Source organism: Saccharopolyspora rhizosphaerae, from assembly GCF_003931915.1.
Taxonomy (GTDB): Bacteria; Actinomycetota; Actinomycetes; order Mycobacteriales; family Pseudonocardiaceae; genus Saccharopolyspora; species Saccharopolyspora rhizosphaerae.
Window position 1 is genome coordinate 92,625 of record NZ_RSAA01000035.1, and the last position, 25,436, is coordinate 118,060.

At 67.6% G+C, this 25,436-nt stretch carries 24 protein-coding genes; 10 read left to right on the plus strand and 14 right to left on the minus strand.

The window, feature by feature from the left end:
- Positions 1-5 precede the first annotated feature (5 nt).
- The 3 genes from paaB to paaZ are packed head-to-tail and all read right to left on the minus strand — an operon-like array spanning position 6 to position 3,279.
- Entirely contained in the window at positions 6-293 is a 288-nt protein-coding gene (gene paaB / locus EIL87_RS23410) for a 1,2-phenylacetyl-CoA epoxidase subunit PaaB (protein WP_125092750.1), read from the minus strand.
- The gene (paaA, locus tag EIL87_RS23415) at positions 290-1,237 is read right to left on the minus strand and encodes a 1,2-phenylacetyl-CoA epoxidase subunit PaaA (protein WP_125092751.1); all 948 of its coding nucleotides are present in this window, start codon (positions 1,235-1,237) and stop codon (positions 290-292) included. The genes paaB and paaA overlap by 4 nt, the downstream gene beginning before the upstream one ends.
- Positions 1,234-3,279 (minus strand): phenylacetic acid degradation bifunctional protein PaaZ, encoded by a 2,046-nt coding sequence (paaZ, locus tag EIL87_RS23420; RefSeq protein WP_125092752.1) that lies wholly within the window; start codon positions 3,277-3,279, stop codon positions 1,234-1,236. Before paaZ ends, paaA begins: the two co-directional genes overlap by 4 nt.
- 313 nt (positions 3,280-3,592) lie before the next feature.
- Between paaZ and paaI the strand changes: the two genes are divergently transcribed.
- The 3 genes from paaI to EIL87_RS23435 are packed head-to-tail and all read left to right on the plus strand — an operon-like array spanning position 3,593 to position 5,983.
- Positions 3,593-3,982, plus strand: coding sequence for a hydroxyphenylacetyl-CoA thioesterase PaaI (gene paaI / locus EIL87_RS23425; protein WP_125092753.1), 390 nt, complete (start codon positions 3,593-3,595; stop codon positions 3,980-3,982).
- A gap of 13 nt (positions 3,983-3,995) precedes the next feature.
- On the plus strand, positions 3,996-5,342 hold the full coding sequence (paaK, locus tag EIL87_RS23430; RefSeq protein ID WP_125092754.1) for a phenylacetate--CoA ligase PaaK: 1,347 nt from the start codon (positions 3,996-3,998) through the stop codon (positions 5,340-5,342).
- 23 nt (positions 5,343-5,365) lie between these two features.
- Positions 5,366-5,983: a TetR/AcrR family transcriptional regulator gene (locus EIL87_RS23435; protein ID WP_125092755.1), complete on the plus strand. Its 618-nt coding sequence runs from the start codon at positions 5,366-5,368 to the stop codon at positions 5,981-5,983.
- A gap of 29 nt (positions 5,984-6,012) precedes the next feature.
- On the opposite strand, the gene EIL87_RS23440 is transcribed toward EIL87_RS23435, so the two are convergent.
- The 3 genes from EIL87_RS23440 to EIL87_RS23450 form a co-directional block, all read right to left on the minus strand.
- The gene (locus EIL87_RS23440) at positions 6,013-6,747 is read right to left on the minus strand and encodes a FadR/GntR family transcriptional regulator (RefSeq protein WP_125092756.1); all 735 of its coding nucleotides are present in this window, start codon (positions 6,745-6,747) and stop codon (positions 6,013-6,015) included.
- Between the two features lie 191 nt (positions 6,748-6,938).
- Positions 6,939-8,501 (minus strand): solute symporter family protein, encoded by a 1,563-nt coding sequence (locus EIL87_RS23445; RefSeq protein WP_199740583.1) that lies wholly within the window; start codon positions 8,499-8,501, stop codon positions 6,939-6,941.
- A complete protein-coding gene (locus EIL87_RS23450) occupies positions 8,501-8,920 on the minus strand; it encodes a DUF485 domain-containing protein (protein ID WP_125092758.1) in 420 nt (139 codons plus the stop codon). The genes EIL87_RS23445 and EIL87_RS23450 overlap by 1 nt, the downstream gene beginning before the upstream one ends.
- Positions 8,921-9,749: 829 nt before the next feature.
- On the opposite strand from EIL87_RS23450, the gene EIL87_RS23455 reads away from it, so the two are divergent.
- The 3 genes from EIL87_RS23455 to EIL87_RS27600 all read left to right on the plus strand — a co-directional run bounded on the left by EIL87_RS23455 (position 9,750) and on the right by EIL87_RS27600 (position 13,820).
- Positions 9,750-12,692 carry a sensor histidine kinase gene (locus tag EIL87_RS23455; RefSeq protein WP_125092759.1) on the plus strand — a complete coding sequence of 981 codons (2,943 nt, stop codon included), beginning with the start codon at positions 9,750-9,752 and terminating at the stop codon, positions 12,690-12,692.
- 32 nt (positions 12,693-12,724) lie between these two features.
- Positions 12,725-13,165 carry a roadblock/LC7 domain-containing protein gene (locus EIL87_RS23460; protein ID WP_125092760.1) on the plus strand — a complete coding sequence of 147 codons (441 nt, stop codon included), beginning with the start codon at positions 12,725-12,727 and terminating at the stop codon, positions 13,163-13,165.
- Positions 13,166-13,484: 319 nt separating this feature from the next.
- Positions 13,485-13,820: a DUF742 domain-containing protein gene (locus EIL87_RS27600; protein ID WP_233576526.1), complete on the plus strand. Its 336-nt coding sequence runs from the start codon at positions 13,485-13,487 to the stop codon at positions 13,818-13,820.
- Between the two features lie 16 nt (positions 13,821-13,836).
- Here the strand turns inward: EIL87_RS27600 and EIL87_RS27605 are convergent, their stop codons facing one another.
- Entirely contained in the window at positions 13,837-14,037 is a 201-nt protein-coding gene (locus EIL87_RS27605) for a hypothetical protein (RefSeq protein WP_233576638.1), read from the minus strand.
- Between EIL87_RS27605 and EIL87_RS23470 the strand changes: the two genes are divergently transcribed.
- Both EIL87_RS23470 and EIL87_RS23475 read left to right on the plus strand, forming a co-directional pair.
- Positions 13,949-14,515 carry a GTP-binding protein gene (locus tag EIL87_RS23470; RefSeq protein ID WP_233576618.1) on the plus strand — a complete coding sequence of 189 codons (567 nt, stop codon included), beginning with the start codon at positions 13,949-13,951 and terminating at the stop codon, positions 14,513-14,515. The two genes, EIL87_RS27605 and EIL87_RS23470, sit on opposite strands and share 89 nt — an antisense overlap.
- A 169-nt stretch (positions 14,516-14,684) precedes the next feature.
- Entirely contained in the window at positions 14,685-15,419 is a 735-nt protein-coding gene (locus EIL87_RS23475) for a hypothetical protein (protein ID WP_125092763.1), read from the plus strand.
- On the opposite strand, the gene EIL87_RS23480 is transcribed toward EIL87_RS23475, so the two are convergent.
- The 5 genes from EIL87_RS23480 to EIL87_RS23500 all read right to left on the minus strand — a co-directional run bounded on the left by EIL87_RS23480 (position 15,394) and on the right by EIL87_RS23500 (position 21,590).
- Entirely contained in the window at positions 15,394-16,341 is a 948-nt protein-coding gene (locus EIL87_RS23480) for a patatin-like phospholipase family protein (protein ID WP_125092764.1), read from the minus strand. The genes EIL87_RS23475 and EIL87_RS23480 overlap by 26 nt on opposite strands.
- Before the next feature lie 61 nt (positions 16,342-16,402).
- A complete protein-coding gene (arfB, locus tag EIL87_RS23485; RefSeq protein WP_125092765.1) occupies positions 16,403-16,837 on the minus strand; it encodes an alternative ribosome rescue aminoacyl-tRNA hydrolase ArfB in 435 nt (144 codons plus the stop codon).
- 108 nt (positions 16,838-16,945) lie between these two features.
- On the minus strand, positions 16,946-18,313 hold the full coding sequence (locus EIL87_RS23490; RefSeq protein WP_125092766.1) for a serine hydrolase domain-containing protein: 1,368 nt from the start codon (positions 18,311-18,313) through the stop codon (positions 16,946-16,948).
- Between the two features lie 88 nt (positions 18,314-18,401).
- Positions 18,402-19,340, minus strand: coding sequence for a CPBP family intramembrane glutamic endopeptidase (locus EIL87_RS23495; protein WP_125092767.1), 939 nt, complete (start codon positions 19,338-19,340; stop codon positions 18,402-18,404).
- A 129-nt stretch (positions 19,341-19,469) separates the two neighbouring features.
- A complete protein-coding gene (locus EIL87_RS23500; protein WP_125092768.1) occupies positions 19,470-21,590 on the minus strand; it encodes a transglycosylase domain-containing protein in 2,121 nt (706 codons plus the stop codon).
- 293 nt (positions 21,591-21,883) lie between these two features.
- Between EIL87_RS23500 and EIL87_RS23505 the strand changes: the two genes are divergently transcribed.
- Complete coding sequence (locus tag EIL87_RS23505) at positions 21,884-22,261, plus strand: hypothetical protein (RefSeq protein WP_125092769.1); 378 nt, start codon at positions 21,884-21,886, stop codon at positions 22,259-22,261.
- On the opposite strand, the gene EIL87_RS23510 is transcribed toward EIL87_RS23505, so the two are convergent.
- A complete protein-coding gene (locus EIL87_RS23510) occupies positions 22,258-22,680 on the minus strand; it encodes a hypothetical protein (protein ID WP_125092770.1) in 423 nt (140 codons plus the stop codon). The two genes, EIL87_RS23505 and EIL87_RS23510, sit on opposite strands and share 4 nt — an antisense overlap.
- Before the next feature lie 167 nt (positions 22,681-22,847).
- Positions 22,848-23,981: an MFS transporter gene (locus EIL87_RS23515; RefSeq protein WP_125092771.1), complete on the minus strand. Its 1,134-nt coding sequence runs from the start codon at positions 23,979-23,981 to the stop codon at positions 22,848-22,850.
- Positions 23,982-24,125: 144 nt separating this feature from the next.
- Between EIL87_RS23515 and EIL87_RS23520 the strand changes: the two genes are divergently transcribed.
- Positions 24,126-25,370, plus strand: a complete 1,245-nt coding sequence (locus tag EIL87_RS23520) for a M14 family zinc carboxypeptidase (RefSeq protein WP_125092772.1) — start codon at positions 24,126-24,128, stop codon at positions 25,368-25,370.
- Positions 25,371-25,436: the final 66 nt, after the last annotated feature.

Consider the following 25,436-nt stretch of genomic DNA (forward strand, 5'->3'; position numbering starts at 1 on the left):
TCGGCTCACATGTGGGGAACGTTGTCGGGAATGTCGTAGAAGGTCGGGTGCCGGTACACCTTGTCCCCCGAGGGCGCGAAGAAGGGATCCTTCTCGTCAGGGCTGGACGCGGTGATCTCCGAGGCCTTCACGACCCAGATGCTCACGCCTTCGTTGCGTCGCGTGTAGAGGTCGCGTGCGTGGTGCACGGCCATCTGGTCGTCCGCGGCGCGGAGGGAACCGACGTGCACGTGGTTCAAACCGCGCTTGCCGCGCACGAACACCTCGTAGAGCGGCCATTCACTGCGACTCATGACTTCGCCTCCGTCATCTTGCGCGCGTGCGCTGCCGCGGCTTCGCGGACCCAGGCGCCGTCCTCGTGCGCCTTCCTCCGTCGTGCCAGCCGTTCGGTGTTGCACGGGCCGTTGCCCTTGATGACCTGCTTGAGCTCGTTCCAGTCGACCTCGCCGAAGTCGTAGTGGCCGCGTTCGGCGTTCCACTCGAGGTCGGGGTCCGGCAGCGTCACTCCGAGCACTTCGGCCTGCGGCACTGTCATGTCGACGAACCGCTGCCGCAGCTCGTCGTTGGTGTGCCGCTTGATCTTCCAGAGCATGGACTGCTCGGTGTGCGACGATTCGGCGTCAGGCGGGCCGAACATCATCAGTGACGGCCACCAGTACCGGTTCACCGCGTCCTGCACCATGTCCCGCTGCGCCTGGGTGCCTCGCATCATCGTCATCAGCAGCTCGTAGCCCTGGCGCTGGTGGAAAGACTCCTCCTTGCAGATGCGGATCATCGCCCGGGCGTAGGGGCCGTAGCTGGACCGGCACAGGGGGACCTGGTTGCAGATCGCAGCACCGTCGACGAGCCAGCCGATCACGCCGACATCGGCGAAGGACAACGTCGGGTAGTTGAAGATCGACGAGTACTTCTGCTTGCCGCTGATGAGCTTCTCGGTCAATTCCTGCCGGTCACCGCCGAGCGTTTCGGCCGCCGAGTAGAGGTACAACCCGTGGCCGGCTTCGTCTTGGACCTTGGCCAGCAGGATGGCCTTGCGGCGCAGCGAAGGTGCCCGGGTGATCCAATTGCCCTCCGGTTGCATGCCGATGATCTCGGAGTGCGCGTGCTGGGCGATCTGCCGGACCATCGTCTTGCGGTAGGCCTCGGGAAGCCAGTCCCGGGGCTCGAGCCGCTGGTCCTTGGCGATGGTGTGCTCGAAGTGCTCCTCGAGCTCCTTCTCGGACAACGTCGCTGTCATCGCTGCTCCTTGGCCACCAGGGTGAGCACGTCGTACTTGGCGACCGACTCCTGGTTCTGGTTGGTCACGTCGGCGTCCCAGCGCACCTCGCCGTAGTCGGCGTTCTCGCGAGGGGTGGTCTGCTTGCAGGTCAACGTCACGGTCAGCTCGTCGCCGGGCTTGACCGGGGTGAGGAACCGGAGGTTCTCCAGTCCGTAGTTGGCCAGCACCGGTCCGGGTTCGGGCGAGACGAACAGTCCCGCGGCGAAGGACACGACGAGGTAGCCGTGCGCCACGATCCCGCCGAACAGCGGGTTCTCCCGGGCCGCGGCTTCGTCGGTGTGGGCGTAGAAGGTGTCGCCGGTGAACTCCGCGAAGTGCGCCACGTCTTCCTCGGTGACCGCACGGGGACCGGCGACCACCGAGTCGCCCACCTTGAGCTCGGCGAGGGACTTGCGGAACGGGTGGATCTCGGTCTCAGTGCGAGGGGCACCCTCCACCCAGCGGCCGGTAACCTGCGACAGGACGTTCGGGCTGCCCTGCACGGCCGTGCGCTGCATGTGGTGCAGCACGCCGCGGACACCGCCCATCTCCTCGCCGCCGCCGGCGCGGCCCGGCCCGCCGTGCACGAGCGCCGGCATCGGCGACCCGTGCCCGGTCGACTCCTTCGCGTCGTCGTTGTCGAGCACCAGCAGCCGGCCGTGCCACGGCGCGGCACCGAGCACGACCTCCCGCGCGAACTGAGCGTCTGCGGTGACCACGGATCCCGCGAGGCTTCCCTGACCGCGTGCGGCGTAGTCGACCACCTGCTCGACCGAGGTGTAGGACATCAAGGTCGACACCGGCCCGAACGCCTCGACCTCGTGGGGCTCGACGCGCTCGGGGTCGGCCTTGAGCAGGACCGGTGAGAGGAAGGCTCCCTTCTCCGCATCCGCGTCGACGACCTCGACGCGCTCGGGATCACCGAACACGATGTCGCCGGCGCCGCGCAGCGCCTTCAGGGAGCGGCGGACCTCTTCGCGCTGTTCCAGGCTCGCCAACGCCCCCATCCGCACCCCGGAGTTGGCGGGGTTGCCGACCTTGACCTTCGCCAGGCGTTCGGCGGCCGCCTCGGCCACGTCGTCGAGCAACTCGGCGGGGACGAACGCGCGCCGGATCGCCGTGCACTTCTGCCCTGCCTTGACGGTCATCTCGGTGACCAGCTGCTTGACGTAGAGGTCGAACTCAGGCGTGCCCGGTGTGGCGTCGGGGCCGAGGATCGAGCAGTTGAGCGAATCAGCCTCGGCGTTGAAGCGGACCGAGTTGCGCACGATGGCCGGGTGGGCGCGCAGCTTCTGCGCGGTGGAGGCCGACCCGGTGAACGACACGAGGTCCTGCCCGGTCACGTGGTCGAGGAGGTCGCCCGCGCTTCCGCTGATCAGCTGCAGGGCGCCTTCGGGGATGATCCCCGACTCGACGATCAGCTCGACCAGCTTCTCGGTGACGTAGGCGGTCTGGCTGGCGGGCTTGATCAGGCTCGGGACACCGGCGAGGAAGGCCGGGGCGAACTTCTCCAGCGGCCCCCACGCGGGGAAGTTGAACGCGTTGATCTGCACCGCGACGCCGCGCAGCGGTGTGGCGATGTGCTGGGCGAGGAACGTGCCGCCCTTGCTGAGCGGTTCGACAGCTCCCTCGACGTAGACGGTGTCGTTGGGCAGTTCCCTCCGGCCCTTGCTGGAGTAGGAGAAGAGGACCCCGATGCCGCCGTCGATGTCGAACTTGGAGTCCCCGACGGTCGCGCCGGTCTTGGCGGACAGTTCGTAGAGCTCCTCGCGGTGCTCGCGGAGGTGCGACGCCAACGCCTTGAGCAGTGCCGCGCGCTGGTGGAACGTCAGTTCCCTGAGCGCCGGGCCACCGACCCGACGGCCGTGGTTGAGCGCGGCGGCCATGTCGATGCCGGCCGAGGAGATCCGCGCGACCTCTTCGCCGGTGACGGCGTCGTGCAGTGGTGTGCCGTCGCCTTCACCCACCTGCCAGCGGCCACTGGTGTAGCTGCGCAGGACCTTGCTCGCACCCTGAGCCATCGTGCCTCGCTCTCCAGAATTACTAACCGAACGGTCGGGAATTAATGCTAGCGCGCCACCCCGCAGAACGGAAGTGGCGAGAACACCCCGTGCGCCCCAGCCGGCGCAGGCGGCGAGCAAGGGAACCTTCCTCCCACCGCCACCACGAGAAGTCCTCCTGTGGACGGGGATCGTCCGAATCCGCCACCCTTGACATCTGTTCTGGCGCTGACATTTACTTGAGCGGATTTCTTTACCGTCCATTCGGTCAGTAAGCAAGGCGGTGGCGCACGTGACGAGCTCGGCGAACCGACTCACCGATTCCGCGAAGTCCATGCTTGAAGCCGACGCCGCCTCGGCCGCGCTCGGCATCGACGTGACAGCGGCGCACGACGGCACAGCGGTGGCGCGGATGCGGGTGACCGAGCAGATGGTCAACGGGCACGACATCACCCACGGCGGCTACGTCTTCTTGCTGGCTGACACGACCTTCGCCGCCGCCTGCAACAGCCACGGTCCCGTCACCGTCGCCGCAGGAGCCGAGATCTCGTTCGTCACGAGCGCCCGTCTCGGTGACGAGCTGGTGGCGAACGCGCAGGAACGGACCAGGTACGGCCGCAACGGCATCTACGACGTCACGGTGCACCGGGAAACCCCCTCCGGACCGGAGGTCGTCGCGGAGTTCCGCGGCCGCAGCCGCACCGTTGGACAGATCAAGCGCTGAGGAGTCTTCCCCCATGACGACCACGCACAACGAGGTGCCGAGCGCACGCCGGCTGGGTGCTGCGCCCGCAGTGGACGACCTCTCGCCGGCAGAACGGCTGAGCACCGACGAGCTTCGCGCGCTGCAGCTCGAACGACTGCAGTGGACCCTCCACCACGCCTACGACAACGTCCCCTTCTACCGTCGGAAGTTCGACGACGCCGGCGTGCACCCGGACGACTGCCGGGAACTCGACGACCTGCAGAAGTTCCCCTTCACCACCAAGCAGGACCTGCGCGACAACTACCCGTTCGGCATGTTCGCCGTCCCGCAGGACCAGGTGCGCCGGGTGCACGCCTCCAGCGGCACGACCGGCAAGCCCACCGTCGTCGGCTACACCGAAGGCGACATCGACGCGTGGGCGACCGTGGTCGCGAGGTCGATCTTCGCCGCCGGGGGACGGCCCGGGCACAAGGTTCACGTGTCCTACGGGTACGGCCTGTTCACCGGCGGGCTCGGTGCCCACTACGGGGCGGAGAAGCTCGGCGCCACCGTCATCCCCGCTTCGGGGGGCATGACCGCGCGGCAGGTGCAGATCATCACCGACTTCCGCCCCGAGATCATCATGGTGACGCCGTCCTACATGCTGACGCTCCTCGACGAGTTCGAGCGCCAGGGGATCGACCCTCGCAGCAGCTCGCTCAAGGTCGGGATCTTCGGTGCCGAGCCGTGGACCGAGCAGATGCGTCGCGAGATCGAGGAGCGCGCCGACATCGACGCGGTCGACATCTACGGCCTCTCGGAGGTCATGGGACCCGGTGTGGCGCAGGAAGCGATCGAGACCAAGGACGGTCTGCACATCTGGGAGGACCACTTCTACCCCGAGGTCATCGACCCGATCGACGGTGTCCCGCTTGCCGAGGGCGCCACTGGCGAGCTGCTGTTCACCTCGCTGACCAAGCAAGCGCTGCCGATCATCCGCTACCGGACCCGCGACCTCACGGCGCTGCGGCCCGGGACGGCGCGTCCTGCCTACCGGCGCATGGACAAGGTCACCGGTCGCAGTGACGACATGATCATCCTGCGCGGGGTGAACGTCTTCCCCACCCAGGTCGAGGAGATCGTGCTCGACACCACCGACCTGTCTCCGCACTTCCAGCTCAAGATCACCCGCCAGGACCGGCTCGACCGGCTGACTGTGCTCGTCGAGGCGCTGCCGGAAACCACACCGGAACGTCGGCAGACCGCCTCGGAGGAGGTCGCCGCCCGGGTCAAGGACGGTGTGGGAGTCAGCGTCGGCGTGGAGATCGTGGAGCCCGGTTCCCTGGAACGCTCGGTGGGCAAGCTCCGCCGCGTCATCGACCAACGCCCTCGTGACTGAAACCACTTGCGATAATGGCTCCCATGACCGATCCACCCAGCACCCGCGGCACCAAACGCGGTCGCCCAGGCTACGACTTGGAATCCCTGCTCGCGGTGGCGGTCAAGCTGTTCAACGAGCGCGGTTACGACGGCACCAGCATGGAGGATCTGTCGCGCAAGCTGCAGATCACCAAGTCCGCGATCTACCACCACGTGCGCAGCAAGGACGAACTGCTGCGACTGGCCGTGAACCGCGGTTTGGACGGACTGTTCGCTGAAGCGGACAAGCTGGAGACCATCGACGGCCGCGCCATCGACAAGCTCGAATACCTGGTTCGGGCCAGCGTCGGCGTGCTCGTCGAGCAGCTGCCCTTCGTGACCCTGTTGCTGCGGATCCGCGGCAACACGAAGGTCGAGAAGGCCGCGCTGGCCCGACGTCGGGAGTTCGACCAGATCGTCGCCGACCTGGTCAGCAAGGCCGCCGCTGACGGAGATCTTCGCTCCGACGTGGACCCGGCGACGGCGGCCCGCCTGCTGTTCGGCATGGTCAACTCGATCGTCGAGTGGTACCGGCCTCACCGCGGCGCGGAGGCGAAGACGCTCGCGGACACGGTGGCCACGGTCGCGTTCGACGGCCTGCGCGTGCGCAAGCAGGACTGATCCGGAGCCCGGCCGACTCGCGCTGAACCTCAGCGCTCGACGTCGTCGAGCCGGTAGAAGTCGTTGATGTGACCGCGCAGCAGCGCAACGGCACGTTCAGCGTCGTGGTCCTCGATCGCCTGGACGAGAGCCAGGTGTTCGCGATGCAGCCGCTGCGAGGTGACTCGCCGGTCCTCCAACGGCTCGTGGGCCTCGACCATCTGGCGTTGGATCGCTGTCCGCAGCGAAGCCATGAGGTGGGCGGCCAACGAGTTGCCGGTGGACTCCGCGATCCGGACGTGGAACTCGGTGTCGAGGCGGTGGAAGTCACCGGTGGTGAGCTCCGGGCCATCCATCTCGTCGAGGATCTCGCGCAGGGCGTGGTGGTCGGCGGAGGTCGCGTGCCGGGCGGCTTCGGTGATCGCCCACTCCTCCAGGGTCAAGCGGGTCCGCAACACCTCGGTGCGGTCGAAGTGGCCGAGGGCCAGCTGCATCTTCAGCAGCATCGAGAGGCCCGTGCCCGGCTGTCCGAGGAAGACAGTTCCGCCTTCAGGCCCGCGGCCGGGTCGCACGTCGACGATGCCCAGGGCTTCGAGAACGCGCAGCGCTTCACGCAACGACGGCCGGCTGACACCGAGGAGTTGAGCGAATTCGCGCTCGCTGGGCAACCGGTCGCCAGGCGCCAAGCGCCCGTCGAGGATGCGGCGCTCGATCTGCGCCATGACCTGCTCGTAGGTCCGGGTCTTGTGCACCGGCTCCCATGAATTCTGGGTAGCGGAACTCATGCCATCCTCGCTTTCCCGGCTGCTACGCCAGCCACTCCCCGGTCCCGTCACGCAACACCGATGCCCACGACATCGGTGTTGCGTCGACCGCCTCGGACAGTCCTGCCGGCGAAGTCGGCCCAGGGCGGTGGAAGCAGGGAACCTTCCTGCCGGGGAAGTAGCAGGAAGGTTCCCTTCCACTGGTCAGCTGCTCAGGAGGTGCCTATGCCTGTGAGCGAACGGACCTCCATCTCGTCGGCCCGGACGCCGTCCTCCCGATCGCCGAGCAGGGTTCCGATGTAGCCCAACAGGAAGGACGCGGGAATCGACACCAGGCCCGGGTTGCTCAGCGGGAACCAGGCGAAGTCGATGCCGGGCAACATCGAGGTCGGCGAACCGGAGACCACCGGCGAGAAGATCATCAAGATCAGGCACGTGCCCATCCCGCCGTACATCCCCCACAGCGACCCTCGCGTGTTGAACCGTCGCCAGTACAGCGAGAACAACAGGGTGGACAGGTTCGCCGACGCGGCGAAGGCGAAGGCGAGGGAGACCAGGAATGCGAGGTTCTGCCCGTTGACCAGGATGCCGCCGACGATCGAGGTGGCGCCGATGACCAACGCGGTCAGCCGTGCCACCCGGATTTCCGACTCGGAATCGGCCTCGCCTCGCCTGATGACGTTGGCGTACACGTCGTGGGCGAAGGACGCCGATGCGGTCAGAGTCAGCCCTGACACCACGGCGAGGATCGTGGCGAAGGCGATCGCGGCGACGATGCCCAGCAGCACCGTTCCGCCGATGCGGTAGGCCAGCAGTGGAGCCGCGGAGTTCTCACCGCCAGGCGCCGACAGGATCGAGTCGGTTCCGCTGACGGCTCCAGCTCCGAAACCGATCACGAACGTGCACAGGTAGAAGACGGACATGGTGACCGTCGCCCAGACGACGGAGCGTCGTGCCTGCAGGGCGTTGGGCACCGTGTAGAAGCGCATCAAGACGTGCGGAAGACCGGCGACACCGAGCACCAACGCCATCGAGAGCGAGATGAAGTCGAGCTTGGTGGTCACGTCCTTGCCGTACTCGGCGCCTGGGGCGAAGATCCGCTCGCCGAGGGGGTTCTTCTCAGCGGCGTGCTGCAGCAGGGAGGTGATGCTGTAGCCGAACTTGCCCATCAGGAACAGGGTCATGAAGGCGACGCACAGCATCAGCGCGACGGCCTTGATGATCTGCACCCACGTGGTTCCCTTCATCCCACCCACGAGCACGTAGACGACCATCAACGCACCAACTCCGGCGATCACGAGAGCTTGCCCAGTGGCGCTGTGCACATCGAGCAGCAGGGACACGAGGCTTCCCGCGCCCGCGATCTGGGCGATCATGTAGATGAAGGAGATCATCAAGGTGGACACCGCTGCGGCGGCGCGCACCGGACGTGGTTGCGTCCGATAGCTGATCACGTCTCCCATCGTGAACCGGCCGGTGTTGCGCAGCAGCTCAGCGATCAGGAGCAGGTTCACCAACCAGCCGACCAGGAAGCCGATCGAGTAGAGGAACCCGTCGTAGCCGTGCACGGCGATGGCGCCGGCGATGCCCAGGAACGACGCGGCGGACAGGAAGTCACCGGACAGCGCGATCCCGTTCTGCGCACCGCTGAACTGCGACCCCGCGGCGAAGTAGTCGGTGGTGGTGCCGGCGCTGCTCACCCGGTAGACGACGTAGAGCGTGAACAGCACGAACGCCGCGAAGATGCTGATGTTGAGCAGCGGGTTGGTGTCCATCACTCGCGCTCCTCACCGGTCGCGTCGCGGTAGAGCTCGGCGGCGCGGGGATCGATTTCGTCGGCCGCGTAGCGCAGGTACAGGGCCGTGATGACCAGGGTGCTGACGAACTGGCCGAGGCCGAGGACGAGCCCGATGTTGACGGCTCCGAACAGGCGGATGGCCATGAATTCGGGGAAGTACGCGGCGGCGACGACGTATCCGGCGTACCAGAGGAGGAACAGGACGGTCATCGGGAAGGTGAACCTGCGCAATGTGCTGCGCAGTTCCCGGAATTCGGCGCTGCGGGCGATGCGGGGGAAGTCAGGTGCTGCAGGGGTGGGTGGAGGCAGATCAGTGCGCCTGGCCGACTTGTTGATCTCACCGAAGGTCGCTTCGGTACCTCGAGCCGGAGGCGGAGACTGGGTGGCGTAGCGCATGCATCCTTCCAGACGTTCGGCGGAGCACCGACGCTATTCCGCCAGTGCTGCAAAGTCCCCCAACTTCGTCCGACGCCCTTGTCCGCGATCTTCACAGATCTCGAAATTCCGCAGGCGTCGTTGACCGCACGACTTGCGATGCCAACCAGGCCGGGAGTCTAACGATCAATTCCTGACTCCTGGACCGCTGCAGCGACACACCACACCTATTGATGAATCGAGCGATCACGCCGAGTAGCCGAAGCCGGCGTGAAACGCCACCCCGCCGATTCTCCAGCGTTGCCGAAGAAGGCGCGAAGATGGACTTCCAGTCGGACATCTTCGCTGATCAACCACCAGTTTCGGTGAGAATAACACGGAGTGGACATGGGAGCCTTCCTGTCGTTCCCACCTGCAGCGTCACCCGTTCGAGGACATTCTCTCTATCGAGTGACTAAAGCCTGGTCAGGCCCGCTCAGGACGAACACGATCAGTGTCTGCCTGCCCCACCCACCCTGCCACGACCAGGGAAGATGATCTCCTCAAGCTTGAAATACCAGGTCAGAAGGATGATTCCGAGATACTTGGTAGATCATTTCAGTGAGGTAATGTTCTGCACGCCGACGACCGGTGCGAACTGATTCGATGCCGCCGCGATCACCCCCGACATCGCAGGCCATCGAACACCGCCGTCGAAGACCGCACTGCCACCCGCGAAAACCCCGAAAACGCAGGCAGCGCCGCCAACCACGAAAGACCTGCCGCGCACACCCGAGGCGGGCCGGCCTGCCCACCACACGAACGCGCAGTTGGCGATGAAAGCTTCGACCGCGCGGGAAAGGACTGCGTCGTGAGCAGCGGAGTAGAAAACCCGCCCGCGAACGCGACCCGGGCGTCCACGTGGTCGCGCGCCACATCTCGAATCACCACGTGGCAGAACTGGAAACTTCCGGTCAAGATCGCCGCCGTCGTGCTCGTCCCAGTCATCTTCGCACTCGTGCTGGGCGTCTTGCAGATCCGCGGTCAGATCACGGAGGCCCGCGACTACGAGCAGATGGACCGGGTTGTCTCGGCAGGACGAGCCGTTCGCACGGCCGTCGACAACTTGCAAGAAGAACGCAGCCAAGCCGCGGAGTTCCTCGTGCGCGGTCACGTTTCCGAGGCCGATGTCAGGAACAGCTTCGCCGCCTCCGACCAGGCGCTGGCCGACACGCAACGCCTCCTCCGCGCCGCGCCGGACAGCGACGCCGTCCGCTACGCCCGTCAGGAGACCGAGCGGCAGTCGACCGAACTCGACCCGATCCGCAGGCTCGTGCTCGGTGGCCGCGCCGACCCCGGCATCACCGCCACCGCCTACACCGAGCTCATCGACGTGATGCTCGCGCTGGACCGCACGCTGATCAGCCAGATCTCGTCGTCTGAGCTCGTGGCGACCGCGACCACGGTGCACGAGCTCGCCAAGATCAACGAAGAGGTGCAGCTGCAGCAGGCGCTCGTGCTCACCGGGCTGTCCCGCGAGAACTTCACCAGCGACAACCTCGCCCGCCTCGCCGCCAGTGAGGCCCGGCGCACCGCGGCGGTCAAGGAGTTCCGCGCGGCCGCCGACCCGCAACAGCGGATGCGTTACGACCGGCTCTACGCCAACCCCCAGGTGCCGGCTCGCGAGACCTCCGTCCAGCTGGCCATGGCCGAGGAGGACAACAGGAGGGCGACCCTCTCCTTGGTGACGCCCGCGACGTGGAAGGACCAGTCCAGCACCGCCACCCGCGCTCTTCACACGCTGCAGGCCGAACTCGACCACCAGCTGCACCGCACCGCCTTCACCCTGCAGGACACGGCAGGCAACCTCGCCGGGCTCCAATCGGTCATCCTGCTCACCGCGCTGTTGATCGCCGCCTTGATCGTGGTCGTGATGGCTCGGCACCTGCTCGGCTCGCTCGACCTGCTGCGACGCAGTGCGCTGGACACCGCCAACCACCAGCTGCCCCACGCGGTCGCCGACATCCGCGCCGGACACGCTCCGCTGGCCGTGGAACCGGTTCCGGTCGTGACCAAGGACGAGATCGGTGACGTGGCCCGCGCGTTCGACGACGTGCACACGCAGGCGGTCACGCTGGCCTCCGAGCAGGCGGAGCTGCGCCGCAGCTACAGCGATTCGTTCATCAACGTCTCTCGGCGCAGCCAGAGCCTGCTGGAACGCCAACTCCGGCTCTTCGAGCAACTCGAACGCGACGAGGAAGACCCCGACCAGCTGGCGACCCTTTTCCAACTGGACCACCTCGCGACGCGGATGCGCCGCAACAACGAGAACCTCATGGTGCTCTCCGGTGCGGACCTGGCGCGGCGTTTCACGCGCCCCACCAACCCAGCCGACCTGCTGCGCGCCGCGGTGTCCGAGATCGAGCACTACCCGCGTGTCAGCGTGGAGCAGCTGCCCGACACCAAGCTCGTCGGTTACGTGGCCAGCGACCTCGTGCGACTGCTGGCCGAGCTGCTCGACAACGCGGCCAACTTCTCCGCTCCGCAGACCCAAGTGGTCGTGTCCGGCACGCGCCAGCGCGACGGTGCTCTGTGCCTCGACATCGACGACGAGGGCATCGGCATGAACGCGGCCGAGCTCGCCGAAGCCAACCAGCGTCTGACCTCGGACGAGGAGATCAAGCAGTCCACTTCGCGGCGCATGGGGTTGTTCGTCGTGGGCCGGTTGGCGCGCCGTCACGGCATCCACGTGGAGTTGAAGCCCGGCCAGGACGGCACGGGGGTGCGCGTGTCGTTGACGATCCGGCCCGAGCTGCTGATCGACGACGTCTCCCTCCCCGCACCGCGCACGAACGGCGTTTACCGCCCCGACAACGACGACGACACGCTGATCCGGCAGTTCGACTGGGAAGCAGCCGAACAGGACGCGACCAGCAACCCGCCGACGCACAACGGGTTCCACCTGTTCCGCGGCACCGACGGTGAGTCGCCGCACAGCTCGGCCGACGACCTTTTCCACACGCAGGAGATCTCCGCGGAACCGCCGCCTGCGATGGAGGTTCCCGAGACCGCGGAGTCGATCCTCGACGAGCTGTCCTCGGCGTGGTTCCAAGAACGCGCCGACGGCAGCCCGGAAGGCGAGGAGGCTCTCCAGTGGCCCGACGAGGCCGATGGCCCGAACACCGAGACCTTCGCGGCCGTCGATGTGGAAGGAAGGGACCCCTCCTCCGACGACGGTGCCGGTTCAACGAACGGCTCGTCGGCACGGGAGTGGTACTTCGCCAGCGATGAGGTCCAGCTGCGCGCCGAGGAGGTCGCTGCCGCTGAACCGACCGACTTCACCGAGGCCGGACTGCCCCAGCGGGTGCCACGGGCAAATCTGCTGGCGGGAAGCGCAAGCCAGGTCGACGACGACGAACCGCGGCCGGCGCGTGACGCCAACCTCGCGCGAGGCAGGCTGGCAAGCTTCCAGGCAGGCGTCCAGCGCGGCCGCCACCGGCTCAACCAAGCGTCGCAGGCCAACGGGACCGCGACCGAGGAACCCGTCACCGCCCAGGCAGAGCCGCAGGCAGACAGCGGCAGCGACGCGACTCGGCCGACCACTAGCAACGAGGACGTGAACCACACGCCCTCCGGTCTGCCCCGCCGAACCCCCAGAGCTCAGCTGGTGTCGGGAATGGCCACCGAATCGACTGCCACACCGCCGCGCGACGCCGATCTGATGCGCGGTCGACTGGCCAGCTTCCAACGCGGTGTCCGCGACGGCAAGCACAGTCTCCGCGACGCCCACCCGTCGACGGACGAGTCCCGGTGACCCCCGAACCAGCGAGGAGGAAAGGAGGCGCCATGAACGCCCAGAACCCCCAGCCGAGTCAGTTCGGCTGGCTCGTCACGGACTTCACCGAGCGGGTGCCCGGTGTTGCTCACGCAGTCGTCGTCTCGGCTGACGGCCTTCTGCTGACGGCGTCGGCGAAGCTGCCGACCGACCGCGCCGATCAGCTCGCGGCCGTCGCGTCCGGCCTGCTCAGCCTCACCCAGGGGGCGGCTCGGTGCTTCGAAGCGGGAGCGGTCACCGAGACCGTCGTGGAGATGGAGCGCGGTCTGATGCTGCAGATGGCCATCAGCGATGGCTCCTGCCTGACCGTGCTGGCGGCCCCGCAGTGCGACATGGGCCTGATCGCGTACGAGATGACGCTGCTGGTCGAGCGCGTCGGGCAGATCCTGACGCCGGAACTGCGTTCCCAACTTCAGGGGGCCAGCCGAGTGATGACCGGACAGTCGGTGTGAGGCGACGATGAGCGAAGGTCCGGACCCGACCGGGCAGCACCGGTGGCGTGACCCCGATTCACCGGAGGACGAGAGCCTGGTGGAGGTCTTCAACCGGTTCACCTTGGACACTGGTCGCCGCGGGTGGCGCCGGAAGCGTGCCCAGAAGGACCCCGGGGCTCAGGGCACGTCCGAGCCTGCTTCGTCCGACCGTGCGCCTGAGGCAGGCTCGTCGACCTCCGGCGCCTCGGCGCCTGAAGCGTCGTGGCCTGCCAACGACTCCACGCCGCGCCCGGTGGACGCCTCGGCACCAGCGGACGCTCCGCCTGTGGGGGAAACGATGTCCACGTCGATCCGCCCCTACGCGTGGACCGGCGGCCGCACCAGGTCGAACCACCACCTGGAGTTGGAAACGCTGGTCTCGGCGAGCGAGTTCTGCACCCGGGACCGGTTGCGGCGCACCGAGCACAGCTCGATCGCCGAGATCTGCCAGCACCCCAGGTCGGTCGCCGAGGTCGGCGCGGTGCTCGGAGTCCCGCTCGGTGTGGCCAAGGTGCTGCTCGGTGACATGGCTGACCTGGGGTTGATCACCGTGCACGAAACCGTCAGCGACAACAGCAGCTCGTCACATTTCCTGCTGATGGAACGCGTTCTGAGCGGGCTCCGTCGGCTCTGATCCCCGACCGAACGCGTCACGCGCAGATACCAGCTTTGACCTGATGACTGAAGTGGGCAGACATGAATCCTGATACGCAAGCCCGACCGGAATCTTCCCGCAGGTCCCCGACCACCACCTCGGCGAAGATCGTCGTCGCAGGTGGTTTTGGTGCCGGCAAAACCACGTTCGTCGGTTCAGTGTCGGAGATCGTGCCGCTGACCACGGAAGCGGTCATGACGGAAGCGAGCCGGGAAGTCGACGACCTGCACGCCACGCCCAACAAGCAGACGACGACCGTGGCGATGGACTTCGGTCGCTTGTCGCTCGACTCGGACCTGATCCTCTACCTGTTCGGCACGCCCGGCCAGCACCGCTTCTGGTTCATGTGGGACGACTTGGTGCGCGGTGCGATCGGTGCGGTCGTGCTGGTCGACACGCGGCGGCTGGCCGACTGCTTCTCGGCGATCGACTTCTTCGAGGACCGCCAGCTGCCCTACATCGTCGGTCTCAACTGCTTCGACGGGAACCTGCACCACCGGGTGCAAGAGGTCCGCGAGGCGATGGCGATCCCGGAGGATGTCCCGATCGTCACCTGCGACGCCCGGAACCGGGAGTCCACCAAGCAATCCTTGATACGGCTGGTCGAATACGCGATGCAGTGGTGGATGCAGAAGCACCCCGAGGTGCAAGGGAATCTTTCTGCCACTCGCTGATGTGGACGCCCGCGGTGGGTGTGGGAGCTCGTCACTCCGGAGCGAATGAGCGAAAGGCTCCCACACCCTCAGAACCGCTGGGTTTTGCGCTTGACCTGGCGTTCCCAACACACGCACAGTTGCTGGCGCATTCCACGATTTCGTGCGTGCGCCGTGGATAGTGCTACGCATGCACTCCTCGCTCGCCACCAAAGCCGCCGCTCTGAACCTCCCCCGCCGCGTCTACCGGGTGGTCGAACTCGCCAATCTCGGGATCAGCCAGTCGAAGGCTTACCGCTGGGCTCGCGCCGACGGCCCGTGGAGCCGCTTGGCTCCCGGGATCGTGCTCGTCGCCCCAGGCCCGGCCACGGTGCGAGATCGCATTGACGCCGCGTTGCTGCGAGCAGGGCCGGGAGCGGTGCTCACCGGCCTCCACGCCGCGCGCATGCACGGCCTGAAGTCACCGCCTGCGTCGGCAGACATCCACGTGCTCATCCCGCACCGGCAGAAGATCCAGAGCTATGCGGGGACGCGGTTCGAACGCACGACTCGCCTGCCGAAGCCGGTGTTCATCGATGGCATTCCGGTCGCGCCGCCCGTACGTGCGGTGATGGACGGCGCCCGCACGTTCCTTTCCGCGGTACTGACCCGTCGGATCCTCTTCGAGGCGATCCGCGAGGAGAACTTGTGCCGGTTCGAAGAGCTGCTGCGCGAGATGGAGAGCGGGAGTCGCCGCGGAACAGCGCTTCCTCGCGCGACGCTCCGCGCCTACCGGCTCGACCTCTCCCCGCCGCAGGACCTGTTGCGAGTGGCTCCGCTTCGCGTTCCAGGGCAACCGCCGGTCGCGCGAGCGGCCAGTCGACGCCGGCATCCCTTGAGCCTGCTCGGACGCGCGTTCCTCAGGACACTGGTGCCGGGTCCGTGATGCCGAGCCGGCCCTCGTCGACGGGTCTCCCCGCGATGTCCACTGCCCTCCCCGCTGGCACGGGTGTGGCTTTGGGCAGCCAGTCACGCGCCACCCGCCAGGCCGTGTCGATCAGCGGTCCGGAGTGGGAGAACGAGTAGGGCGAGAGTCCGACGACGGAGGGAGCCGGAACCACGTAGAGCTCACAACGTGGGGCGTTGACCTGCATGTCCAGACGAGCAGCGGAGACCATTGCTGCCCCGAGGGCAGCTCCGTTGACCCCGCTGATCGACCGCGGTGGTCTTTTCGGGGGCGGCCACGTGGCGATGGAGCCGATCCCGCGTCGCCGATCGGGGTTGAACTCGAACGGCTCGGTACCGCCGCACGGGAGCACGAACACGCGCTCGGCTCCCTGCGCCACGGCGCGGCTGATCGGCATGAAGGCCGCGGGACCTCCGTCGACCAGCCACCGACCGTCGATCTCCACCGGAGGGAACATGCCGGGGATCGAGCACGAGGCCACCAGAGGTGGCAGCGCAGGGCCGTCTTCGAAGTAGACGGCTTCACCGGTGTGGAGGTCGGTCGCGGTCACGGTGACCGGGATCGCCGCGTGTTCGAGCCTGCGGAAAGGCAGGGTTTGGTGCAGCCACCGGGCCAGGCCGTGGTTGCCCATGAGGTGGTTGGCGAAGCCGAGCTTGCCCGCGAGGATCCTCGTCGGCTGGATCGGGAACACATCGGCGCGCCGCATCGACCTCCACAGTTCGCGCAGCTTCTCGACACCGCGCACGGTCGGATCACCGGCGACCCAGGCGGCGTTGAGCGAGCCCGCGGAGGTGCCCACGACGAGGTCCGGCTCGATGCCGGACTCGAACAGTGCCGTTGCCAGACCCGCCTGGATGGCCCCGAAGGTGGAGCCGCCGGGCAGGACCCACGCTGTGCGCATCAGCTCGTCCCTCCTGCCTTCACCTCTGCGCAAGAGTAGCGAGGAACGCGGTCTTCGCAGTTCAGGCTTCGCCAGGATCACCGCGTCGGCGTTGCCGCTTGATCTCGGACCGGCGCTTCTTTCCGGCCAGTCGTCGACGTTGCGACCCCTTCGTCGGTTTGGTCGGGCGGCGCATCGCGGGTGGTGGCGCGACGGCGGCGGCCAGCACGTCGGCCATGCGTTCCCGGGCTGCTTGACGGTTGGCCAGCTGCGCACGGTGCTCGGACGCGGTGACCGTGAGCACTCCGTCGGCGAGCCGGTGGGCGAGACGATCGACGGCGCGAGCACGCAGCTTCTCGGGGACCGACGCTGCCCGCGCCAGGTCGAACGACAGCTCCACGCGTGAATCCGTGGTGTTGACGCCCTGACCGCCTGGCCCGGACGAGCGGGAGAAGCGCTCGGAGAGCTCCGCAGCCGGGATGATCCAGGCATTGGTGATGCGCAGGTCTTCGGCCATGCGGCCAGCATGCCGCACGCCCTCTCCCGGGCACAGCAGCACCTACGCAGCCGGGGGTTCTTCCTGCCAGGCACGTGGCAGGAAGGATCCCGTGCTCACGCCGGTTGGCTAGCTGCCTGCGGGCCGCCAGCCCGCGACTCCGCCGGGCACCGGGGCGTCCGGGTCGTAGGGGATGCGGGTGAAGATGAAGGTGTTGAGGTTGAGGTGGTTGGGCTTGCCGTCTGCGTCTCGGCCGACGCGCAGGATCTCTCCCGCGTAGTAGCCGTCCAGGCCCGTCCAGGTCCCGTCGCCGTTGGGGCGGAAACGTGAAGCCCTACCCCGCCGCCCGTGGCCGAGCCGGAGGTCCAGCAAACCGTCGCTGAGCACCCGCACCACGTGCGGGGACGGGCCCCAGTACCACTCCCCGGTCAGTTCGAGCAGGTCCTTGTCCACGTCCGGACGAGGGACCCAGGGTTCCGGAATGCGGGGTTCGTGCTCGGCGAGGGCGTCGAGCAGGTCCGTGCCCAGGGCTCCGGTGACTCCGGCCGTGGTGTTGGCCATGAAGATCACCGCTTCGGTTTCGGCCGGGTCGGCCCACACGCTGGCCAGGAACCCTGGCATCGATCCGCTGTGGCCGGCGAGGCGCCGACCGTTGTGCCGCAGCAGTTGGAAGCCGAGCCCGTATCCGGAGCGCCATTCCGGGCCGTCGTCGACCGAACCGGGCACACGCATCTCCGCCACCGTGTCCGGGTGCAGGACCTCGCCGGTGTCGCCCATGACGAAGCGCGCCCACCGGACCATGTCGTCGAAGGTGGACCACAGCTGCCCCGCGGGTGCCATCGCGCCGGCGTCCTCGGCGGGTTCGGGCAGCACCACGTCTGCCCAGGGGTGGACGGCGAAACCGTCCGCGTGCGGGGCGACCGGGCTCAGGGTGGTGCGGCGCATGCCGAGCGGCTGCAGGATCTCCCTCTCCACCACCTCGTGCCACGCGGCACCGCGGAGCCTGGTGACCAGTTCGCCCAGGATTCCGAAACCCACGTTCGAGTAGTGGAACTGGTGACGTGGTGTCGGGCGCAGCGCGCTGTCGTCGACGCTGGCGAGCAGCTCCTCGGCGGTGCCGCCGGGGGTGCGCTCCCACCACTGCCCTGCCGGCTCGGCCGTCAACCCACTGGACTGGCTGAGGAATTCGCCGATGCTGCGGTTTCCCACGGCCGTTCCTGGCACGTAGTCGTCGAGCTTGTCGGCGAGGTCGAGGCGCCCTTCATCGCGCAGCCGCATCACGAGCACCCCGATGAACGTCTTCGTGATCGACCCGATCCGGTACTGGGTGTCCGTCGTCGCAGGCGCACCGTTCACCTGCCCGCGCGAGTCGACCCAGATCGTCTCCCCGTCGCGCACCAGCCCGGCGATGAGGGACGGCACGCGGTTTTCACTCTGCTCCACTGCCAAGCGCCGCAGTAGGGCGCGCTGGGTGGAGGGCAGCAGACTCGTCACCATTCCCCCATGCTGTCACGCCAAAGGCCGTGCGCACGGGTCTTTCGCGGAGCGGCCGACCACAGTGGAAGGAAGGTTCCCATGCACGTGCTCACTCCTTGCGGCTGCGTCGCTGGACTCCCCTGCTGATGCCCTCCCGGACCTCGGGCAAGCGCACCGGCAGCTTCCCGAGCATGACGAGGCCGAGGATGAGCAGCACCAGCACGATCCAGCCGCTCCACCCCAGAAGGCCGACGTGGGCGTTGTCCACGGGGTGTCCGGCTTGGCTGAAGATCAGCGCCATGCCGCCCGCGGAGTTGAGGAAGCCGTGGGCTATCACCGCGGGCCACACGCTGTCGGAGGCCAAGCGCAGCCAGCTGAGCAGCGTGCCCGCGAGCACGCAGAAGGAACCCATCATCAGGAACGACACCACCACCGGCACGGTCGGGTAGTTGTAGCCGAGCAGCAGGATCGGGGCGTGCCACAGCCCCCAGAGCACGCCGGTGGTGACGAACGCGCCGGGCTGACCGAGGGGCAGCAGCGCCTTCACCAGGTAACCGCGCCAGCCGAGTTCCTCGCCGAGTGCCGGGAGCGCGTGCACCCAGCCGAACAGCAAGACCTGGCCGAGGTGGCTGAGCGCGAGCGTGGTCGGCGCTGTCCGGTTCTGCTCCCCGACGACGGTGGGCGTGGTTTGTTCCACGAGCCCGGAGAATCCGGTCCAGTCAGCTTCGTAGCTGCCGAGCAGGTATCCGACGAGCAGCGCCACCAGCATCGCCAAGAGCGGTCCCACGCATCCCAGGAGGGCATAGCGCCACCACTTCCTGATGCCGCCGGGGTTGGTGAGCCCCACGTCCCGCAGCGGGGTTCGGCTCGGGCTGATCCACTTGGTGACCACGAGCGCGGCCACTGCGGGTGTGAACATCATGAGGGTGAGGGCCACCGGTGCCCAGGTCCACAGCAGTCCCTCACCGGTGAGCCACAGCGGTGTGCTCAGCAGCCACGCGGGCAGGTAGGCGAGAACGACGAACCAGACGCTGCCACGAACATCCACTCGATCACGTTCGGAGACCACGAAGGCATTCTGCCAACGCTTCCTGAGCCGTCGCTGAGCACAGGTACGCCACGAGAAAGGGGGCCTTCCTGCCGTTCTGAGTGGCAGGAAGGCCCCCTTGCTCGCATGTTACGGCGCTGCGGCCGGCGGACCCGCGGGCGGCGGCGGTGTGCCCGGAAGCTGCACGACCGGCATCCCTTCGTGAATCTTGGTCATCGCGTCGAACCAGGTGCGGGCCGGCACCTTGCCGCCGTAGATGTTGCCGCGGCTCCCGCAGAGGAACGGCGGGGCGTCACCGCCGCCGTCGCAGATGCCCTGCGGACGCTTGCCGTCGGAGTAGGTCAGCACCGCGCCCGCCATCTGCGGGGTGGCCGCCAGGAAGGCCGCGGACTTGTGCTCCTGCGTGGTGCCGGTCTTGCCGATCATCGGACGTGCCCACTTGACGGCCTGCGCCGCTGCGCGGGAGGTTCCCTCGGTGTCGTCCTTGCTCAGGCCCTGGGCGAGGGCGGTGGCAACAGCGGGTGCGACCGCCTGCTCACACGCCGGCTCGTTGAGCTGGACCGGGTTGCCGTTGCGGTCCCTGACCTCCTCGATCGGGGTCGGCGGGCAGTAGACGCCCTCGCTCATGAGCGTTGCGGCGACGTTGGACAGCTCCAGCACGCTGGTCGGGGTGAAGCCGAGCGTGAAGGACCCGTTGTTGCTGCGCTTGATCGCGTCCCCGAGCGCGGGGCCGTTGGACCCGTCCTTCTTGAGGGTCGAACCCTGCGCGTTGACGCCGTTGATGCTCTTGCGCATCCCGAGCTTGGCGGCCATGTCGACGGCGTTGTTCAGGCCCGCTCGCTCCAGCAGCGCCACGAAGCCGGTGTTCGGCGAGGTCGCCAGCGCGCTCTGCAAGGTGCGGGGCCCGGGCCTGACTCCGTCGGCGTTGTGCACGGTGTAGGGGGCGAGACCGTTCTTGTAGATGCGGGAGGTGTAGCTGGCCGGGACGTCGATCGTGTCGTAGATGCTCATGCCGCGTTCGATCGCAGCCCCCGCGGTGAAGATCTTGTAGATCGAGCCCGCGCCGAAGGGCTGCACCCGGCTGACGATGTCGTAGGCCGTCTGCCCCTTGCTCGGGTCGTTGCCGAAGTCGCGGTTGGCGACCAGAGCACGCACCTTGTGCTTGTCCTTGCCCGGTTCGACGACCGACATCGCGTTGGCGATGCCTTCGGTCTGCGTCGGGACCTGCTTCTGCGCGGCCTGCTTGGCCGCGTCGGACGCGGTGCGGTCCAGGGTGGTGCGGATCGTGTAACCACCGACCTTGAGCTGGTCGGTGTCGATCCCGAAGCGCTCGAGGTAGTCGCGCACGTAGGTGCAGAAGAAGCCGTCGGTGGTGCCGTCACCGATGCCGACGCAGCCGTTCGGCGGACGCCCCAGCGGGGAAAGCACGCCCAGCGGCTCCTGCTTCGCGATCTCGGCGTCTTCCTCGGTGATGCGGATGTCGTTGTGCGGGTCGGCCATCAGGTCGATGACCAGGTTGCGTCGCGCCAGCGCGTCCTGGGGGTTGCTGTTGGGGTTCAGCGATCCCGGCTGGTTGACCACCGCGGCCAGCAGGGCGGACTGGGCGATCGTGAGCTTGTCTGGCGTGGTGCCGAAGTAGGTCTGTGCGGCCGCGCCGACGCCGAAGGTCTGGTTGCCGAAGGGCACCACGTTGAGGTAGCCGGTGAGGATCTCTTCCTTGGACATGGTGCGCTCGAGCTCGACCGCGATCTTGGCTTCGCGGAGCTTCCGCGCGACCGTGGTTTCCTTGGCCTGCTCGGCTTCGAGCTCGTTGGTCGCCGACACGTGCACGAGGTAGTTCTTCACGTACTGCTGGGTGATCGTCGAGGCGCCCTGGGCGGTCTCGCCGCTGCTGACGTTGGTGGCCAGCGCCCGCATCGTGCCGTGCCAGTCGACACCGCCGTGGTGCCAGTAACGCTTGTCCTCGACCGCGGTGATGGCGGCCTTCATCGTGTCGGCGACCTGCTCGGGCTTGGTCTCGACCCGGTAGTCCTTGAAGAAGTAGGCGATGGGCTTGCCGTTGCGGTCGGTCACGGTCGACACCTGCGGCATGTCGCGCTCGGCGAGCGAGGTCGACATCTTCGACATGGCATGGGTGGTCTGGTTGACCATCGCCCCTGCGCCGGTCGCAACGGGCAGCAGCAAAGCCGCCACGAGTACGCCGGCAAGGACGCACAGTCCGAACATCTTCAACAGCACGCCGCTGCGCACGCCAGCCCCTATCACCAAAGTGTCCGCAAGATCCGGCCCACCGACCGCGGAACGCGGTGCCTACCCACGCCCCCGCTCACCGATCCCACCAGTCGGAAAGAAGCCGCTGGCTTCCACTGAGCGGAAGCAAGCGGCAATGGGTTTCGCTTTGCCGTCAGCCAGTTCGTTGATATCACACCGAGGCGTTCGTCCCGCGTGCTGGCGAACAACTGCATTCGACTTGAGACCGACACGGGGGAGGCCGAGATCACTACACTTCGTGACAGGAAGGTTCCCTTGCTCGCGGAGGACTCATGACCGACCCGTTCCTCGATTCGTTGGCCACGGCACTGGGCGGGCAGGCCGCCACCGCCCTCGGAGCCACCGGGACGATGGCGCTGGCCAAGGTGCGCGATCTGCTCCGCCGGAGGTCGCAGCAGGACCCGGAGACACAGGTGGCGTTGGAGGCCGCCGAGCGCGACGACGCGGGGCCTGCTCAGATCACCGCGTTGGCCGAGCGCTTGGACGAGGCGTGCGCGCAGGACGCGGAGTTCGCAGACCAGTTGCGCCAGGAAGGCGCTGCAGTGCACGCCGAGATCACGGCCTCGGACAACGTGGTCAACATCAACAAGGGAACGGTCACCAAGCTGGTGCAAACCCGCGAGATCAACGGCGGGATCACCTTCAACTAGCGGGTGGTGTCCGATTCGTTGAGGCCGGCGAGGTAGCGGTTGTACTCGGCGAGCTCGGGGTCCTCATCCTCATCGACCGGCGGCGCCGGGGGCGGCACCAGCGGCCGTGTTCGGCGGCGTTGCGATTCCTCCGCCTCCGGGGCGGGCTGTTCTTCCTCGGGAGCAGCCTCGGGAGTGGCTTCCTGGCTGTCCTCGCCTCTCTGCTGCGCGAGGTCCATGCGCATCAGCTTGATCCAGAGGAAGATCGTGAAGGCGCCGAAGAGGGGCCACTGCAGCGCGTAGCCGAGGTTCTGGAAGCTCCCACCCGCATCGTGCGCGCGATCCCACTGCCACACGGCCAGGTAGCCGGTGGCGAGGGTGGCCACGATGAACAGCACATGCAGAAGCAGCCATCGCGGGGTCATGAGGCTGCGCAACACGCGTCCGATTCTAGGTGCTCGCCGCCGGTGGTAGCGGCCTGGCTCCTGCCGCCCCGCTCAGCGGCCACGGTCGGTGACCTCGCTCCGCGCGTGACGGCGGGGGACGCCTGTGGCCAAGCGCACAGGCGTCTCACGAGCGCGCGATGACAGGAAGGTTCCCTTCCTTCTCACCCCCACCTGCGGATGGCGAGGGCGCGGCAGGCGATCAGCACAGCGCCTGCGACCGCGAAGGTCACGGGGTAGCCGGAGGCGGCGATGAGGACGCCGAAGCCGATGGCGCCGAGTCCGTGACCGCCGTCGTAGGCGATGTTCCACGCGGTGCTGGCGGTGGCCGAGTCGACCCGCTCGAGCATGAGGATCAAGGTCGTGTTCTGCATGGCCCCGAAACCCGCACCGAACACTCCCGCACCGAGCAGCGCGACGGGGTCGGCCAACCACGCGGCCAGCGCGATCAGCAGCACACCGAAGCCGCCGAGCAGGACCGAGGGGGCGAGGACCCTCCGCTGGCCGAAGCGGTCCCCCAGGTGGCCCGCAAGCCAGCGCCCGAGCATCGTCATCCCGGCGAAGATCAGGAGCGCGGCAGGCGCGATCGAAGGGTCGACGGCCAGCGGCAGGAAGGCCGTCAGGCCTCCGGCCGCTGCCGTGTTGGCGGTCATGATCGTCCAGGACGGCAGCAGGCTGGCGGTCTTGGCCGGTGCCGCGCGTTCCTGCTCCCGGATGCGCACCCGTTCGATGCCGATCACGCTCAACGCGGCCACGACGGGCACCACGCCGGAAGCCCAGAACAGCGGCTCGAACCCGATCCGGCTGCTCAACCACACCCCGGCCGGGAGGAGCGCGACGTTGGGCAGACCGATGGCCAGGCCGTAGTAACCGGCGGCGCGGCCGCGCTGCGCGACGGGCACGAGTTCGGCGGTCAGCGCTGATCCGGTGACGGTCAGGAGCCCGAAACCGATCCCGCGCAGAGCCGACACTCCGAGCAGCACCCACAGGTCGCTGGACAGCGCGAACAGCGGTGTGGGCGCTCCGATCACCGCGGTTCCGAGCGCGAAGAGCGCGCGGCAGTCGACACGGGCGAGCAACCACGGCATCACCAGCTGGGTGAGCACGGTGACGAGCATGAACACCGCGTTCGTCGCCCCGGCGGCGACTTCTCCCGCGCCTCCGGCGACCGCCCACAGCGGAACGACGGGAAGCAGCAGCGCGTATCCGGAGAACCCGCCGATCGTCGCGATCAGGAGGAAGCGGAACGATCGTTGTCGCAGCGGTGTGGGAGAACCGGCGGAGGCGGGGTTGCGCACCTGCTCTTGATAGGCCGGGAACCCCTCCGATGTCCATTCGGGTTCGAATACTCGAATTCCCGGGTTGTCCACTCTTGGCCGATTGTGCGTTTCGTGTCGATCGACTTGTCTGAGCCCGTTTCGGCTCACCTCAAGGAGTTCGCAATGCACCGATTACGAGCACTGGCGTTGGCGGGTGTCGTCGCGGGGGCCGCCCTCGTCCCGGCGACCGCTGCAGCGCCGCGGACCATGGCCGCTCCTCCGCCGTGCAGCGAGGAACCTCGCGAGAACCCGATCAGCGAGTTCACGAGTTACGACGAGCTGCTGGTGGAACTCGACCGCGTTGAACGGGTCAGCACTGGACGAGTGTCGGTCGAGGAAGTGGGCAGCTCCAACCGGGGACGGGGCATGATGCTCGCCCGGGTCGGCACGGGCCCCAAGGTCGTGTTCATCACCGCGGAGATCCACGGCAACGAGAAGACCGGCCCTGACGCCCTGCTCGACGTCCTCGACTACCTGGGCACGTCGGATTCCAGCGCGGCGCAGCAGATCCGCGAGCGGCTCACGGTGGTCGCGATGCCGAAGATCAACCCGGACGGGGCGTCGCTCGACCGGCGCGGCAACGACCTGACGTGGCAGGAGGTGCAGTCCCGGTTCCCGCAGCTAGCCGCCTCCCCGCCGCCGTGGAACTACATCACCGACCAGCGGCAGGGTGACGACTACTCGCAGCGACCCGGTTTCGACGTCAACCGCGACTACCACCCGAACCTGGAGTACCAGCCGCAACCGCAGGACTTCCCTGGTAGCAGCGATCAGCCTGGGTGGTTCCTCAGCCCGGAGACGCAGACGGTGCGGGACGTCTACAAGGGCCTGCAGGCCGAGTTCGGCACGGTCGACACCTACGTCGACCTGCACCACCAGGGTGCTTGCTACACCGTTCCGGGAACCGACGAGTTCGTGACCATGAGCCTGTCCGGCAAGTTCGTCGCGGACCCCTCCACTCCGGAAGGCTCCGCGTTCGCCGACTTCGCCGACACCTACCGGCCGGAGTACTCGAAGCAGCTCAACGTGGCCGCCTACAACGCGTTGCAGGCCGCGGCTGAGAAGAACCCGGCCTTCGGCAACATCACGCTGTACCCGCAGGACATCAACCTGCCGGGAACCGGGCTGGGCGCGTTCCAGCTCAACGGCAGCGGCGCTGTGCTGTTCGAGGTTCGCGGTCAGACGCAGACGCTGGGCGAGCAGCACAGGGAGATGCTGACCAAGACCGTGCACATCGGGCTGGGCGGCATCCTGTCGTCGGTCGCCAGCGGAGAGGTGGAGCAGCTCGACCCGGCCTCCTACGACAAGATCCCGCCGACCGACCGCGGTCAGCGAACGCTGGGTCGGACCACCGACATCGAGGACTGACCCACTGCGCGGCCGCGGGCCGGTGACTGGAAGGTTCCCATGCTCGGCTCGACCACGAGCGGTCGA